Origin of the sequence: Pseudosporangium ferrugineum (genome assembly GCF_003002065.1) — a bacterium.
Lineage (GTDB): Bacteria > Actinomycetota > Actinomycetes > Mycobacteriales > Micromonosporaceae > Actinoplanes > Actinoplanes ferrugineus_A.
The window spans coordinates 344,871-359,820 of sequence record NZ_PVZG01000007.1; the positions used below are offsets into that span (position 1 = coordinate 344,871).

General features: G+C 68.9%; 17 protein-coding genes. 9 read left to right on the forward strand and 8 right to left on the reverse strand.

From position 1 onward, the window contains the following. The first annotated feature begins 333 nt into the window (after positions 1-333). Positions 334-1,155: an SAM-dependent methyltransferase gene (locus CLV70_RS17665; protein ID WP_342750374.1), complete on the forward strand. Its 822-nt coding sequence runs from the start codon at positions 334-336 to the stop codon at positions 1,153-1,155. Between the two features lie 414 nt (positions 1,156-1,569). On the opposite strand, the gene CLV70_RS17670 is transcribed toward CLV70_RS17665, so the two are convergent. Together CLV70_RS17670 and CLV70_RS17675 are read right to left on the reverse strand one after the other, a co-directional pair. Then, on the reverse strand, positions 1,570-1,944 hold the full coding sequence (locus CLV70_RS17670; RefSeq protein ID WP_245908294.1) for a hypothetical protein: 375 nt from the start codon (positions 1,942-1,944) through the stop codon (positions 1,570-1,572). Then, complete coding sequence (locus CLV70_RS17675; RefSeq protein WP_106127597.1) at positions 1,922-2,164, reverse strand: hypothetical protein; 243 nt, start codon at positions 2,162-2,164, stop codon at positions 1,922-1,924. The genes CLV70_RS17670 and CLV70_RS17675 overlap by 23 nt, the downstream gene beginning before the upstream one ends. A gap of 250 nt (positions 2,165-2,414) precedes the next feature. Between CLV70_RS17675 and CLV70_RS17680 the strand changes: the two genes are divergently transcribed. Beyond that, entirely contained in the window at positions 2,415-2,651 is a 237-nt protein-coding gene (locus CLV70_RS17680; protein WP_106127598.1) for a DUF397 domain-containing protein, read from the forward strand. A gap of 70 nt (positions 2,652-2,721) precedes the next feature. On the opposite strand, the gene CLV70_RS17685 is transcribed toward CLV70_RS17680, so the two are convergent. Then, the gene (locus CLV70_RS17685) at positions 2,722-3,612 is read right to left on the reverse strand and encodes a helix-turn-helix domain-containing protein (protein ID WP_106127599.1); all 891 of its coding nucleotides are present in this window, start codon (positions 3,610-3,612) and stop codon (positions 2,722-2,724) included. A gap of 325 nt (positions 3,613-3,937) precedes the next feature. On the opposite strand from CLV70_RS17685, the gene CLV70_RS17690 reads away from it, so the two are divergent. Genes CLV70_RS17690 through CLV70_RS17710 form a run of 5 tightly spaced genes read left to right on the forward strand, consistent with a single transcriptional unit; the run spans position 3,938 to position 6,363 of the window. Beyond that, positions 3,938-4,261 (forward strand): hypothetical protein, encoded by a 324-nt coding sequence (locus tag CLV70_RS17690; protein ID WP_106127600.1) that lies wholly within the window; start codon positions 3,938-3,940, stop codon positions 4,259-4,261. After that, entirely contained in the window at positions 4,258-4,452 is a 195-nt protein-coding gene (locus tag CLV70_RS17695) for a hypothetical protein (protein WP_106127601.1), read from the forward strand. Before CLV70_RS17690 ends, CLV70_RS17695 begins: the two co-directional genes overlap by 4 nt. 23 nt (positions 4,453-4,475) lie before the next feature. Continuing rightward, on the forward strand, positions 4,476-5,573 hold the full coding sequence (locus CLV70_RS17700) for an FxsB family cyclophane-forming radical SAM/SPASM peptide maturase (RefSeq protein WP_106127602.1): 1,098 nt from the start codon (positions 4,476-4,478) through the stop codon (positions 5,571-5,573). Continuing rightward, on the forward strand, positions 5,570-5,755 hold the full coding sequence (locus CLV70_RS17705; protein WP_106127603.1) for a hypothetical protein: 186 nt from the start codon (positions 5,570-5,572) through the stop codon (positions 5,753-5,755). Before CLV70_RS17700 ends, CLV70_RS17705 begins: the two co-directional genes overlap by 4 nt. A 17-nt stretch (positions 5,756-5,772) precedes the next feature. Then, a complete protein-coding gene (locus CLV70_RS17710) occupies positions 5,773-6,363 on the forward strand; it encodes a DUF6518 family protein (protein ID WP_106127604.1) in 591 nt (196 codons plus the stop codon). Positions 6,364-6,411: 48 nt separating this feature from the next. Here CLV70_RS17710 and CLV70_RS17715 read toward each other — a convergent pair whose 3' ends face one another. The 4 genes from CLV70_RS17715 to CLV70_RS17730 form a co-directional block, all read right to left on the reverse strand. Further along, complete coding sequence (locus CLV70_RS17715; RefSeq protein ID WP_106127605.1) at positions 6,412-7,893, reverse strand: calcium-binding protein; 1,482 nt, start codon at positions 7,891-7,893, stop codon at positions 6,412-6,414. Between the two features lie 11 nt (positions 7,894-7,904). Continuing rightward, the gene (locus CLV70_RS17720) at positions 7,905-9,608 is read right to left on the reverse strand and encodes an integrin alpha (RefSeq protein ID WP_106127606.1); all 1,704 of its coding nucleotides are present in this window, start codon (positions 9,606-9,608) and stop codon (positions 7,905-7,907) included. A 205-nt stretch (positions 9,609-9,813) separates the two neighbouring features. Beyond that, positions 9,814-10,647, reverse strand: a complete 834-nt coding sequence (locus CLV70_RS17725) for a phosphoribosylaminoimidazolesuccinocarboxamide synthase (protein ID WP_106127607.1) — start codon at positions 10,645-10,647, stop codon at positions 9,814-9,816. A 144-nt stretch (positions 10,648-10,791) separates the two neighbouring features. After that, positions 10,792-12,033: a DNA cytosine methyltransferase gene (locus CLV70_RS17730; RefSeq protein ID WP_106127608.1), complete on the reverse strand. Its 1,242-nt coding sequence runs from the start codon at positions 12,031-12,033 to the stop codon at positions 10,792-10,794. Between the two features lie 101 nt (positions 12,034-12,134). Here CLV70_RS17730 and CLV70_RS17735 point away from each other — a divergent pair, with 101 nt between their 5' ends. Continuing rightward, positions 12,135-12,593, forward strand: coding sequence for a very short patch repair endonuclease (locus CLV70_RS17735; protein ID WP_245908295.1), 459 nt, complete (start codon positions 12,135-12,137; stop codon positions 12,591-12,593). A gap of 120 nt (positions 12,594-12,713) precedes the next feature. Here CLV70_RS17735 and CLV70_RS17740 read toward each other — a convergent pair whose 3' ends face one another. After that, a complete protein-coding gene (locus CLV70_RS17740; protein WP_211303796.1) occupies positions 12,714-13,403 on the reverse strand; it encodes a hypothetical protein in 690 nt (229 codons plus the stop codon). 110 nt (positions 13,404-13,513) lie between these two features. Between CLV70_RS17740 and CLV70_RS17745 the strand changes: the two genes are divergently transcribed. Beyond that, positions 13,514-14,923 (forward strand): ParB/RepB/Spo0J family partition protein, encoded by a 1,410-nt coding sequence (locus CLV70_RS17745; RefSeq protein WP_106127609.1) that lies wholly within the window; start codon positions 13,514-13,516, stop codon positions 14,921-14,923. Positions 14,924-14,950 lie beyond the last annotated feature (27 nt).

Consider the following 14,950-nt stretch of genomic DNA (forward strand, 5'->3'; position numbering starts at 1 on the left):
GGGCACCGAGCCGGGGACGCCGCGGCACCGCCTCGGCCTCCCGGAAGCCGGGGAGTGCGGCGTCGTGCCACGACTCCCGGAGCCGGGTGGCGTGGCGGTGCCGCGACTCCCTGGAAGCCGGGTGGCGTGGCGATGCGCTACAGCTCCCGGAGCCGGGTGGCGTGGCGGTGCCGCGACTCCCTGGAAGCCGGGTGGCGTGGCGATGCGCTACGGCTCCCGGAAGCCGGGTGGCGTGGCGTTCGGTCGCGGCCTCCCGGTTTCAGGTGTCCGGGGCAGTCCGGCCTGGACGGCCGGAGTCCCGGCCAGGGGTGGCCCGATCAGGAGGCGGTCGACGTGACGGACGAGGGATCGACACCGGTAGAGGTGGCACCACCCGGGGTCAACCCCAACGTGCCGCACTCCGCCCGCATCTACGACTACTGGCTGGGCGGCAAGGACAACTTCGCCGCCGACCGGGCGGTCGGCGAGGCGATGATGCAGGCGATCCCCGGCATGCGCGCCATGGCCGGCGAGAACCGCAAGTTCGTCCACCGCGCGGCCCGCGACCTGGTCGCCAAGGAAGGCATCCGCCAGTTCCTCGACATCGGTACGGGCATACCGACCCGCCCCAACCTGCACGAGATCGCGCAGAAGATCGCCCCGGAGACCCGGGTGGTCTACGTGGACAACGACCCGATCGTGCTGGTGCACGCCCGCGCCCTGATGATGAGCAGCGAGCAGGGCCGCTCGGAGTACATCGAGGCCGACATCCGCCGCCCCAAGTCGATCCTCGAGGATCCGGTGCTGCGGGACACGCTCGACCTGACCCAGCCGGTCGGCCTCACGCTGATCGCGATCCTCATGCTGATCGCCGACGAGGACGACCCCTGGGACCTCGTCGCCCAGTATCGCGACGCCCTGCCGTCGGGCAGCGTCATGGCGATCACCCACCCCACGGCGGACTTCAACCCCGAGGCGGTCCACCAGGCGGTGGGGGCGGCCCGCGGAGCTGGAATGACCTTCGTGGACCGCGGGCGCGAGGCGGTCGCCCGCTTCTTCGGCGACTGGGAGCTGCTCGAGCCGGGCGTGGTGCCGGTCTCGGCCTGGCGCCCGGACACCCCGGTCGACGACCCCGAGGCGGCCTACTACTGGGCCGGAGTGGCCCGCAAACCCTGATCCGACCCGCCCGGCCGGGGCGATCGGCACGTCGAACCGGCCGCCCGAAGGGGCCACGGCGACGCCCCGACGGGCAGACTCCCGACGCCACCCCGGCCCGCCCGGGCTCAGTTCCGGCCACCCGGGCGCGGTTCCGGCCACCCGGGCGCGGTTGAGGCCCGCCCAGCCAAGCGGTTGAGGCCCGCCCAGCCAACCGGCGCCCGCCCGGTTAGGCGGCGCCCGCCCGGCCACCCGGCGCCTGCCCGGCCAACCGCAGCCCGCCCGGCCAACCGGAGCTCGCCCGGTTAGCCGGCGCCCGCTCGGCCGGCCGAGCGATCCAGCACGGGGGAACCGGACCGCCCGGCCGGGGTCCGGGCAGCGCACCCTTCGGCGGGTGCGCGTCGAGCGGCGGCGCCGCTCACCTTCTATGACGTTTCAGTGCCTCAATCGGGTGCGCTTGCGCAGCGGCGGTTTCGGGAGCAGGCCCGCGCGCACCAGGACCTGGCGGTTCTTGCCCTCCTCGCCGGTCCGGCGGTCGACCACCGTCCCCTCGACCTCGAACCAGGTGTCACCCTCGTACGGGATCGGCTTGGCCCATTCGACCCGCTGGAGCCGCAGCGCCAGCGGGCCGATGCCGTAGCAGTAGTCCTGCTCCTGGAAGACGTGGATCGGCCAGCGGGCGACGCTGAGCTGGAGTCGTCCACTGCGGATGATCGGCGCCGCGAGGGACCAGGCCCGCCGGCCGGTCGCGCGCTGCGGCCGGCGCCGGCGGGCGCAGTGGACGTGTTCAGTGACTCGCGTGGGGATCACCGCCGTCGTCCGGGGTGGGGCCGGAGGGATTCCTGGTCAGCGCATAGCGGACACCGCCGAACCGGTGCGACACCATGGTGGCCCGGGTGGTGGCCGCATGCATGCAGTCCGTGACCATCTCGTCGCGGTAGACGAGGGCCGGGTTGCCGCGTCGCGGAGTGTCCATGCCGTCCGTTTCCGGGGCATCGAACGGTTCCGGGCCGATGTTCGGTACCGACATGTGCTTTTCCTCCCGCTCGGGCGCTCCCGCCAGAGAGCCCCGCGTCGAGGGCCGCAGCGGCCGTTCCGCGACTGACCCGTCACTCAAAGATGTCACCCTCCGTGACCCACTTTGTTGGGGGTACGTGCGTTATCATGCTCACAATCATGTGAGAACGCAAGGCCAAATGCACGTGCATCTGCACAGCAGGTAGCCGGCGTGACACACATTGCCGGTCCCCGGACCGGTCTCACCGTTAGGGAGCCTAGGAATGACGCGCATTTTCAACGGCATGCCCGCTGGGCAGCTGGAGGGTGTGACCTGGCGCAAGAGCGGCCGGAGCAACCCCAGCGGCAACTGCGTCGAGTGCGCAGCGCTGCCGGACGGTGGTGTGGCGATGCGGAATTCGCGGGACCCCGAGGGTCCGGCGCTCATCTACACGCCGGCCGAGATCGAGGCCTTCCTCGGCGGAGTTCGCGACGGGGATTTCGATCACCTGCTCGGGTGAATCGCTTCACCGCTTCAGGTGACACCCGAGGAAAATAACTACAGAGAGTAAGCGAACCGCAACCCGGGCTTCAGCCGAGCCGGCCGACCTCGTGCAGCAGCTTGCCGAGGATCTCCTGGGTGTGGTTCGGCGGCTCGGCGTCGATGCACACGCGTTCCATCGCGATCGCGTAGTGGTCGACGTCGTCTCGTTTGTCCAGGTAGATGGCGCTGGTGAGCTGCTCGACGTAGACCACGTCGGGCAGCTCCGGCTCCGGGAAGCGCAGGATCGCGAACGGGCCGCCCGCGGCCGCGTGCCCGCCGGCGTGGAACGGGATGATCTGCAGCCGGACGTTGGGGCGCTTCGCGGCCTCGATCAGCGCCTCGATCTGGCCGCGCATGACATCGGGGCCGCCGATCGGACGGCGCAGCACGGCCTCGTCGATGACGGCCCACAGCTGCGGCGCCTCGGCCCGGTCCAGCAACTGCTGACGCTGGCGGCGGAGCTCCACCCGGCGGTCGATCTCGTCCGCGGTGGCACCGGCGTGGCCGAGCATGATCACGGCGCGGGCGTACTCGGGCGTCTGGAGCAGACCCGGGACGAACTGGATCTCGTACGTCCGGATCAGCGAAGCGGCCGCCTCGAGCCCCAGATAGGACTGGAACCACGACGGCATGATGTCGCCGAAGTGGTGCCACCAGCCGGGGTTGTTCGCCTGCCGGGCCAGGCCCAGCAGCGCCTCGCGCTCGGCCGCGTCCTTGACGCCGTACAGGCTGAGCAGGTCGGCGACGTCGCGCTCCTTGAAGCTGACCCGGCCGAGCTCCATCCTGCTGATCTTCGAGCCGGACGCCCGGATCTCGTAGCCGGCGTCCTCGCGGCTGATGCCCTTGCCCTCGCGGAGCCGGCGGAGCTGCGCACCGAGCAGGATGCGCAGCACGGTGGGGCCGCTGTTCGGCGCCTCCTCCTGCGTACCCGTGGTCACGTGGCTCCTTAATCGACTGGTCCGCGGAAACTTCGACGCCTCCGCGGAAACTGCAAGTTGCAGATCCGTTGCCCACTGCATCCTAAGGGTGAGGTCCTCCGGCAGAAAACCGAACGTTCGGACACCCCTCACCGGGACGCACGTTGCGGATGCACGTGCATCCGGCCTTGCGAACGCACTTGATCCCGAGCATGATATCTGACAGGCGGTTGCTTGGCTGCTGACGGTGGGTGTCGGAAAGCATGTCTTTTTCGACAGTCACAGCTCGGCCGGCGTCGCTGGACCGCCCGACGCCCGAGTCAAACCGGGATCCAGGAGGCTCTCGATGTCGACCCCCACCATCGCCCCACCGCTGCGAAATCCCGCGGACGTGGCCCCGGCCGACAGCTACCACAAGGCGGACCCCGTGTGGGTCTATCGCGACGGCTGGCGAGCGGGAGTGATCGAAGCCTCGTCCTCGCGTGCCGTGACCGTCACCTATCGTCCCGGCGCGCACTTCGGCACCGGCGTCGACACGTTCACCGCCTCCTATGTGACCTCCCGTGCCGATGAGGACCCGGCACTGGACCGTCGCCAGGAGAACGCGCTGGCGATCCGTCGCCCCCGCGGCGGCGACGGCGCATCGGCGCTGGGCGGACCGCACCGATGACCGGTGCCGTGCTGCTGGCAGCGCTGGTCGGCCTGGCCAGCCTTCTCGCCGGCGTGGCGCTGGGCTGGTATCTGCGCCGGACCAACGACTGGTGTGCGCACTGCGGCGAGCAGCTGAGCTGTGACGCGTGCGGGACCAGGGCGAACTGGCCCCGGCGACGCGAGCCGGAGCTGAGCCTCGACCGGCACTGACGGGCGTGAGGCAGACTTGAGGGGTGCCGGCCTTCCGCGAGTTCGTGTTGAAGGTCCACCAGCAGTGCAATCTGGCGTGCGACTACTGCTACGTCTACGAGCTCGCGGACCAGAGCTGGCGTGACCGGCCCGCCGCGATGGCCCCCGAGGTCTGGCGGGCGGCCGCGCGCCGCATCGGCGACCACGCCACGCGCCACGGCCTCGACCGGGTCGACGTGGTGCTGCACGGCGGGGAGCCGCTGCTGGCCGGCAGGTCCGCGCTCGTCCAGCTGATCACCGACGTGCGAGCCGTCGTCCCCACGGCCCGCTTCAGTACGCAGACGAACGGCGCCCTCCTGGACGACGCCATGCTCGAGGCGCTGGGGGCGTACGGGGTGCGGATCGGTGTCAGCCTCGACGGCCCGCCCGAGCAGCACGACCGGCACCGGCGGCACCGCAACGGCCGGGGCAGCCATCTGCTGGCGGAGCGGGCGCTGCGGCGGCTCGCGGGGCATCCGGCGTACGCGGGGATCCTGTGCACCGTGGATCCGGCGACCGACCCCGTGGCCGTCTACGAGGCGCTGCTCGCGCACCGCCCCCCGATGATCGACCTCCTGCTCCCGCACGCGAACTGGGCCCGGCCGCCCGCCCCCGGCGCGGCCGAGTGGCTGATCGCCGTGTTCGACCGCTGGTACGGCGCCCCGCGGCGGGAGACCGGCATCCGCCTCTTCGAGGAGCTGATCAGCCTGATCCTCGGCGGCACCAGCCGCTCCGACCAGGTGGGACTCAGCCCGGTGGCGGTGGCGGTGATCGAGTCGGACGGCGCGATCGAGCAGGTGGACTCGCTGAAGTCGGCGTACCCGGGGGCGGCGGCCACCGGCCTGAACGTCTTCGACCACGACTTCGACGCAGCGACGCGGCACCCCGGCATCGTCGCGCGGCAGTCCGGGCGCGACGCGCTCGCGGCGTCCTGCCTCGCCTGCCCGGTGCACGACATCTGTGGCGCCGGTCACTACGCACACCGGTGGCGTCCCGGCGGCGGATTCCGCAACCCCTCCGTCTACTGCGCCGACCTGCGCCGGCTGATCGACCACATCGGCGCCCGGGTGGCCGCCGACCTCAATGGACGGGTACGGGCGTGAGCACGTTCGTGCTGACCTGGGACGGCAGCCAGACCGGCTACTTCCGGGACAACTACGGCAACGACATCGCGGCCACGGCGGCCGGGCGTACGGTCGCGGGCCGGTGGAGCTGCGGGTCCCGCCGGTCCGGCGCGGCGCTCGCGGAGGCCTGGGCGGGGCACCTCGAGGATCTCGGCGGCTGACCGTACGCTCGGCGACCGTGACTGATGATCGCAGGCTGGCGGCGGTGGCGGTGCTCGGCGGAATCCTGCTCGGGGCCGTGGACTTCGCGCTGCAGAAGCTGCTCGGGTACCCGTGGGCGAATCTGGCCAACTCGGCGGCGGTCTGGGCGGTCGCGGCCTTTGCCCTGGGTTACCGGGTCCGCGGAGGCGTTCTGCGCGCGGCCGTCGCCGCCATCGTGCTGCTGGTCGTGGCGGTGCCGGTGTACTACGTGACGGCGACCGTCTGGCAGGACGACAACCTTGCCAACGCGTGGGCGCCGACCGCGCTGCTGTGGATGTTCTTCGGGGTGCTCGCCGGCGCCGTGTTCGGCCCGGCCGGGGTGTGGGCGCGACTCGCCGGGTGGCGGGGCGCGGTGGGGCTCGCGCTGCCCGGTGCGGTGCTGTTCACCGAGGCCGTACGGCTGGCGCGACGCGGCGAGGCGGCGACCGCGGTGCTCGAGGCGGTGCTCGGGATCGTGGTCATCGCGGCGGCGGGGCGGACCTGGCGGAAGCGGGCGATCGGCCTGGCTGTGGCCGTACCGTTGGCGCTGCTCGGTTTTGTGGGTTATCAGGTCGGCGGCTTCGCGTGAGAGGCCCCGCCGAGCGCGCCCGGCGGGGCCTCTTGTGACGCTGTTCCGTCAGCCGTCGGAGCGCTCGCAACCGACCAGGTCGCCGCTGCCGCGGGTGCCCGGCAGGCAGTTGTCGCCCACCTCGGTGTTCTCGCCGCCGTCGAGCACGAAACGGTCGTCCTCGCTGTAGTCGCCGCCGCGCAGGACGTCGTCGCCTGCCTGGCCGTAGACCTTGTCGACGCCGCCGGCGATGCCCTCGCCGGCGTCGAGCGTGTCGTTGCCGGCGCCGCCGCGGATCACGTCGGCGCCGTGCCCGCCGTCGATGTGGTTGTCGCCCGCATTGCCGGTCAGCGTGTCGGCGCCCCAGCCGCCCCAGAGGATCTCGACGTCGGCGCCGATCGTGTCCTTCTCGCCCTGCGAGCCGTCGTCGCCGCTCTGCCCGTCGAGGTCGGCGACCACGGTCACCAGCCGGTCGTAGTAGGTGACGTCGTCGACGCCGGCGCCGCCCAGCATGACGTCGCTGCCGAAGTCGCCGCGCAGCGAGTCCTTGCCGTTGCCGCCCTCGAGCCGGTCGTTGCCCAGGCCGCCGTCGATCTGGTCGTCGCCGCTGTAGCCGTAGATCTTGTCGTTGCCCTCGTTGCCGGCCAGGTAGTTGTCCCCGGTGGTGCCGGCGATCCAGTCGTTGCCCTTGCCGCCGCTGATGCCCTCGACGTCCGCACCGATCGAGTCGCCCTCGCCCTGCTGGCCGTCGTCGCCGCGCTTGCCGTCGGCGTCCGCGACGACCGGCTTGGTCCGCGTCCAGTACTCCACCCGGTCGTAATCGGCGCCGCCGTACATCAGCTGGGCGCCGCGGCCGTCGATCTCGTTCTGGTGGAATTCGTCCATGCCGGAGTCGCCGTACAGGGTGTCGCTGCCGGAGCTCTCCTCGAAGTAGTCGTCGCCGGTGCCGCCGTGCGCCACGTCGTTGCCGGCGTCGGGCTCGATGCGGTCGAACCCGGCGCCGCCGTAGATCGTATCGTTGCCGTAGCCGGCCTTGAGGGTGTCCTCGCCGTCGCCGCCGTAGATGACGTCCTTGCCGCCGGCCGAGAAGATGTAGTCGGCGCCGCCGTTGCCGTAGATCGTGTCGTTGCCGTCGTCGGCGTACAGCTCGTCGTGCTTGGGTCCGCCGTAGATCGTGTTGTTGCCGGACCCGCCGCGCGCGGTCATCCCCAGGTCCGTCCGGTTGGCGACCGAGTCGTTCTTGTCGCCCGGGTAGACCATGAACCAGGTCGGATTCCTCGGCGTCGTGCACCGGACCTTCGTCCGGTCGCCCGAAACGGCCTTGCAACCGCTGCCGGCCTTGATCGGGTTGGTGTCGTCGATCGTGAACGTACGCCCGGAGCGCGTCACGATGATCTTGTTGACCTTGCCGGACGCGGCGTTGAACTGCACCCGGGTGTTGTCCACGACCTTGGCGACCCCGGTGCCGGCGGCCGACGCGGGCGAACCGGCGAGGGTGGCGCCGGCCGTCACCAGGCCCACCACCGCCACGGCGAACGGGAGATTACGCATGTGTCCTGTCCTCACTGGTGTGCCAGGTAGCCGTAGTACTCGCCGGTGACGCCGAAGGAGCGCCCGCTCGCACTGTTGCCGCCGCCGATGCCGTTGCTGCCGCCGTACAGTCGCGTGACCGTGCCGGACGGATAGCCGTTCTGGTCGCCGGAGACCGTCTCGCCGGGCGTGCCGATCGCCGCGTCCATCCCGTTCGCGCCGTTGAGGTTGAGGACGGCCACCGCCGCGCCGAACGTGTCGTTGCGCTCCGGCGCGTCCGGTACGCCGTTCGAGGACTGGGTGAGGGTGATCGACCGTACGGCGGTGAGGCCCTGCCGGGAACCGCGCAGCAGCACCACGGAGCCGGCGTCGACCGCGCTGCCGAGATCCTCGCCCGGCACCCCGACCAGCACGTCGGCGATGCCGTCACCGGTGATGTCCCCGGCCGCGATGGAGGCGCCGAAGTAGTCGTCGCTCTCCGAGGCGCCCGCGATGTCCTTGTCCCGCTGGGACATCAGCTTGATCCCCTTGGCGGTCACGCCGTTGCTGCCGACCGGGAACGTGACGACCACGCCGCCGTTGATGTTCCAGTTCGCCTGGGCCGCGGGGGCGCCGACGATGATCTCGCCGTACCCGTCGCCGCTCGTGTCGGCGATCGCCATCGCCTGCCCGCCGATGTACCAGACCACCGCGTCCTTCGGCTCGGCCACCGCGAACGTCGCGTCGCCGCCGACAGCGGTCACCTTGTTGAAGGAGACGCCGCCGCCGGTGCCCCAGAACTGGGTGATCGAGCCGCTGCCGCCCCACGACTGACCGTCGTTCTCCTGCGGCGCCCCGATGACGAGGTCCTGGTACTTGTCCTTGTTGATCTTCCCGATGGCCAGGCCGCCGCCGAAGTGGTCGCCGGTCTCGGCGCCGCCCGGCACGCCGCCGGTGTTCTGGTCGATCCACCTGGCGCCGGCGGTCACGATGCCGCTGGAGCTGCCCTTCAGCACGATCGCCGCGCCGGCCTCCTTCTTGCCAGCCACCTTCTTCAGCGGCAGGCCGACCACCAGCTCGTCGCGCCCGTCGCCGGTGATGTCGCCGGCCGCGAGGGCGCCGGCGAACCGGTCGGCCTCGGCGGACGTACCGGGCACCCCGGACGTGCTCTGGTTGAAGTGCTTGACCTCGTTCGGCCGCAGCCCGGACGGCCCGCCGAGGAACACCCACACGGCGCCCGCGTGGTAACCCATCACGTTCAGGTCCGGCTCGTCGTTGTCGCCGACGGCCAGGTCGTCGTACTTGTCGCCGTTGAAGTTGCCGGTGACCATCACGTCGCCGAAGCACGTGCACCCGGAGCCGCCGGGAATCTCGGCGGTGAGCCGGTCGCGCACCGGCGCCGAAGTGTACGAGACCAGCACGCCGCCGCCGCTGTCCGCCGCGATGTCGTCCCGGCCGTCGCCGTCGAAGTCCGACCGGGTCGCGCCCCGCCCGGTCACCGGCGTCCGCGACACGGCCGTGCGCTGGTGCAGCAGCGTGATCCCGTCCCGCACGATCTTCACGGCGCCGGGGACGTCGGCCGCGGCGGCCCGGCCGGCCTGCCGGGCGGTGCGCTCCGGAGACCCGGGCGGCGCGTTCTGCCCCGACGGGGATACGGGGAGGGTGAGCCGCGCGGCGTCGGCGGGCGCGGTCAGAAAAAGGGTCCCGGAAGCCGCTGCGGCGGTCAGGACCCCGACGATGATGCGTACGGGTTTCACTGTGCTCCTAGAAGTCAGGAGCAGCAGAGTAGAAGATCGTCTCCGTCCGCGCTGTCCCGTTCCGCACACCGCAGGACACAGGAGCACAACAATCGCTCGGCCGCCGGCGCGTTTCGGCGCACCGCAGCCGGATAGACGACCGCTGCTGGAGGTGGTCGCGGTGGCCGCCGAGCCCCCCGGACTCGGCGGCGGCCGGCGAAACCTCCTAGACCCAGCGGTTCCCGGTCAGCCGCTCGTACACCTCGACGTAGCGGTTCCGGGTCGCCTCGACGACCTCGTCCGGAATCTCCGGCCCCGGCGCGGTCCTGTCCCAGTCGGACTGCGCCGACCAGTCCCGCAGGAACTGCTTGTCGAGATACCGCTGAGCCCCGCCGGGCCGCCACTCGTCGGCCGCCCAGAACCGCGACGAATCGGGCGTCAGAAGCTCGTCCCCGAGCACCAACCGCCCCCCGGCGAACCCCAGCTCGATCTTCGTGTCGGCAATGAGAATCCCGTTCCGAGCGGCGATCTCCGACCCCCGCCGGTACACCTCCAACGTGATCCGCCGCAGCTCGGCCGCGACGTCGGCCCCGACGGAAGCCTCCACCTCGGCGTACGTGATGAACTCGTCATGCCCCTCACCCGGCGCCACCTTCGTGGTCGGCGTGAAAATCGGCTCGGGCAACGCGGACCCCTCGATCAGCCCGGCCGGCAACTCCACCCCGCAGATCGCCCCGGACTTCTCGTACTCCTTCAACCCGGAACCGGCCAGATACCCCCGGGCAATGCACTCGACCATGACCATCTCTAGCCGCTTGCACCGCACAGCCCGCCCGGCCCACTCGGCCGGCACATCGGTCGCGGAGATGACATGGTTAGGCACCACATCGGCAAGCTGCTCGAACCACCACAGCGACAGCTGAGTGAGAATCTTGCCCTTGTCAGGGATGGCAGTGGGCAGCACCACGTCATAGATGGACACCCGATCCGACGCGACGAGCAGAATGTCGTCCCCGTCGGCGTAGACATCCCTGACCTTGCCCGAGTGCAACAGCTCCACGTGTTCCCCTAGCGCCGAGTCCGCCGAACCCGCTCACGGTATCCGACACCTGGGAAGTTGCCGCGCCGAGGCCCTCGCGACCCTCGCCATCGATGTGCGGTCGGCAAGCCACGCTGTAGTCAGGCTTGCCCGGGGTGAGGGTTGTCAGCTAATCCGCGCCCGGTGCTTGACGAAAAGTTCGTGCCGGTCGTGGTCCTCCTGACCAACGAAAGCTCTGAACTTCCCAAGCTTATAGGCAGGGCCGGACTTCCCCTCGCGCACGTCAATATTGAAGTCGCGGCTCAAGAGACTGATCCGTCGCTCAAGCTCTGGGGCCTCGATAGGACGGCCAACCGCTCGTACGAGTTGACTGAAGCTCACATAATCATCTTCGGCTCGGAGAGCCTTGTAGATGGCATCGTGCTCGATGGACTCGCGCTGCGCTGGCACACCTTGGTGCTTGAACGCTCGCATGATGGCTGTCCCCACAGCAGCGGCCACGGGCGGAGGAAAGGCATTCCCGATCTGCCGGTACCGAGACGTCTTGCGCCCGCTAAATTCCCAGTCGAACTCATCCGACCATCCCTGAATTCTGGCCACCATCTCGGTAGTGAGCTTGGGGCCAACTGCAAACTTGGCACCCCGCTGAGGAGCCTCGTCCGCCACACCAAGGGCATCGACTCCCATTTCTGCCCATGCTCTCTTCGCCCGCGTGGGACCGAGGTCAGCGCCTCCATGCTTCTTGGAGCCGCCAACAATGGTCGGGGCGATCTTCTGAGCGCCCGCGGCCCAGGAACTGGCACCCTCCCAGCCGTTGGAACCCATCAGGTCGCCAATCGCCTCCCCGACGGTTACCCGGCGCTGCAGCGGATCAGGCCACGAGAAGTAGGCGGCATCCTCGGGCCCCATAGCTACGAGCACGAAGCGAGGGCGGAGTTGCGGGACGCCGTAATCCGACGCATGCAGGAGCTGCCACGAAGCCACATAACCGAGCGAGGTCAGGCGATCTAGGACGTGCTGCCTATATCCCGCGAATCGCGGCATGCTCAGTCCGCGCACATTTTCCAGCAGAACTGCCTTCGGACGCACGATCCCTGCAAGCTCAATCGCCCATGCGAAGAGATCGCGCTCGTCGGTAGCACCCAGTTGCTTGCCGGCGATGGTGAACGGCGGGCACGGCACCCCTCCGGCAAGCAAAGCGACGCCTTCATAGTCAGCGGGGTTCCACGTCTCCCGGCTTGCCACGTCCCCCTGAGCAACCTTCCAGGAAGGACGATTGTCGCGAAGGGTGGTACATGCGTTTTGGTCTAGCTCGACGGCCAGCGCGTGCTCAAAGCCGGCCTTCTCCAGGCCTAGGGCTTGGCCGCCTGCTCCTGCGCAGATTTCCACTACATCAAAGCTGGCCACGGGGCCTCCTTCCGGGGCTGGGCACGTGGCCCCGCCGCTGCCGAGTATCTTGCCTCAGGTGAAGCGACGCCCCGCGGGCACCGCACCAGGATGGTTCCGGCGTGTCTAGGCGCGACCCGGCCGAGGGACGGGACCTTGCCCACGCGAAGGGTCTTTATCCTGCCCCGCTGAATGCGGGACGTTCGCGCAACATGCAGGCCAACCGGAGGGCCGACACGAAGCCGGAGGTTGCGCTTCGCTCTGCGCTGCACAGGCTGGGCTATCGCTACCGCAAGGATCTCCTCATCCGCCTCACGGATGTCCGCGTGCGGCCGGACATCGTCTTCACTGCACGTAAGGTTGCCGTGTTCGTGGACGGCTGCTTCTGGCACGTCTGCCCGCAGCATGGACGGCAGCCCACCACCAACGAGTGGTATTGGGCCCCTAAACTGCGCCGGAACATGGAACGCGACCGGTTAGCGAACGCCGCCCTCACAGCGGCCGGGTGGCAAGTGGTCCGTATTTGGGAGCATGAGCCACTCGAGGTTGCGTTGACGCGCGTCAAGAACGCCCTGCCTTGATCGAACATGCGTTCGACCTTAGCCCGATGCGCCACGGAAGGGCATTACGATCTTCTTACGGCTTCCACGCCACGCCCGATCGATCACTACAGCCAGGCCCAGGGACCACGGACCAGCGCACTACCGATCGAGGCGAGCCCGAACCTCATCGCGGGCGTCCGGCGGTAGCCGCCGGTAGGAACTCCATGCTCGGTCTAGTGGCGTGAGGACGCGCCGCCCTCTTGCGATCCAGCGCTGGAGCTGGCGGCGACCGTCGTCGTCCAGGGCGTCGATTGCCGCCTGCACGTCATCGGCTCGGGCCGGGCTCCCATCCGTACCCGCACGACAACGTTTGCACTCAGTGACCAGGAGGACACGCTCCCGGCCGTCAGGGAGCACGGTCAGACGGCGGCTTACGGAAAGCACGCCGGCCTGCGTCAGGTCGTCGGGGTAAGGCTCGCCACCCGAGATGCCGCATGTCGTGCACATGAAGTCGTCCCGGCTGAGCGCAGCCTGCTTCTCCTTCGCAGACACCGCATCCTGCGATGCCGCGGCGCGACGAGCCGCTGGTTCCCACACGGGAACTCCGGCTTGCAGGAAACGCTGTTCCTCCGACAAGAGCGAGGCATCTTCCGTGCTGGTCAGGATCGACCATTGATACTTACGAAGGTCGCGTAACCTCCGATCGGCCTGGCTGACGCCAGGAAACGCTAGCCGCAGCTGCTCTTTGGTGAAGGTGTTGCCCTCCCCGACCTCCTGCATGAGCCACAGCGCAGCACGTACCATCGTGCCGCCCTTGAAGTCCGGGTCGTTCCAGGCCGGAAGATCCACTGCTGCCCTCCCGTAAACACGGCATCGGATCGGTCGTGCGTCGTCGCGGAATGTCGGTGGGTCCTGCCATCATGCACGAGGCAGGCAGCATAGGTCCGGGAGGCTCGAACATGTCGGCAGATTTCGGCACTCCGCCGGAGGGCGACAGCATCCGCTCTCTTGTGGAGCAGCGGTTTCGGCAGGTGATGGCGGAGAACGGCGCCAAGGTCACGGTCGATTGGCGGGGCGAACAGCGGCACCTTCATGTCATCTCAATGCCGGTCGACATGCTGTATTTCAACCCCGGCACCCATCGGATTCGGGCGCAGCGGGCGCTGGACCAGCAACGCAACCGGATGCTCGAGGAAGACCCCTGGAGCGAGACGGCCCAGCAATACCTGCACCATCTGCTGACGCGCAAGCCCTCAAATCCCGATCAGATTGATCCGGACTACACCGCACTGAAGGAGGAGCTTGAGGACTTCGGGCAGAAGGAGCCTGGAATCATCAGCCCGACCGGCATTCTGGTTGATGGAAATACTCGCTGCGCCGCTCTCCGCGACCTTGGCATTGCGGGCATCCGCGTCGGCGTCCTTCCGGCAGACACGTCTCATCGCGACATAAACGCCGTTGAACTCTTCTTGCAGCTACGGCGCGATAAGCGACGCGAGTACTCCTACATCAACCGCCTTATCGCCATAGAGGACGAGCTAGCAAGCGGACGCCGGGAGGAGGATGTCGCGCGTGACTTCAACATCAAGACGACGACCCTCCATCAAGATCGCTGGGTCTACCAACTGATCAGGGACGCTATCGACCGCAGTGCGACGGGCGACGACGTCGCCCTGCGCGAAATCGACTTCGAGGACCATCAAGAAAAGCTCAGGGAGCTTTACCGCGATTACACCAAAATGGCGAGAACTGATCCCGACGCCGCAGAGCAGTTGAAAGAAACGCGCCTCGCCATGGTCGTACTCAACTACCCGAAGACTTCGGTACGACTTGCCGAGGCCGACTTCCACACGCGATATCTCAGCGAGCGACTGCCGGATGTCCTGCGGCCGGCTGTTCAAGAAAGTGCCTCAGTGAGCATCCCCGGACTTCCCGGCGTCTCGATGCCAGACGCCACCGCAACTGTGAAGACCACCCGGGCATTGACTGACTCCTTGCTTCAAGCGAGTGCTAAAACACGAGCCCGCAACAAACTGGGGTCCTCAGACGTGGATGAGGCCGACGGCTTGATGAAGACAGCTCGCAAGACGTTCGATGCCGCGGTGAAGCTGGCCGGGCAGAATGCGCAACTGCATAAGCGGCAGGTCGTCGTAACTGAGCGGCTCACCGACGCCGCGGACTATGTCAATCAATGCGCTGCGGAGTTCGCTGAGGCAAGGGCAAAAAGGGCACTCGACGAGGACGCGTTTGATGACGCGTTGCTGACCCTCCGGGCCAGCCTCACCAGGCTGGCGAAGCAGGCTGGCCGCACCTTCGGGTCGCCCGGTGATGGCGTCGCCTGGCTGCTGGACACCGCTCAGGAGCGCTGACGTGACAAGCGGTCAAGTGCCAAGCCT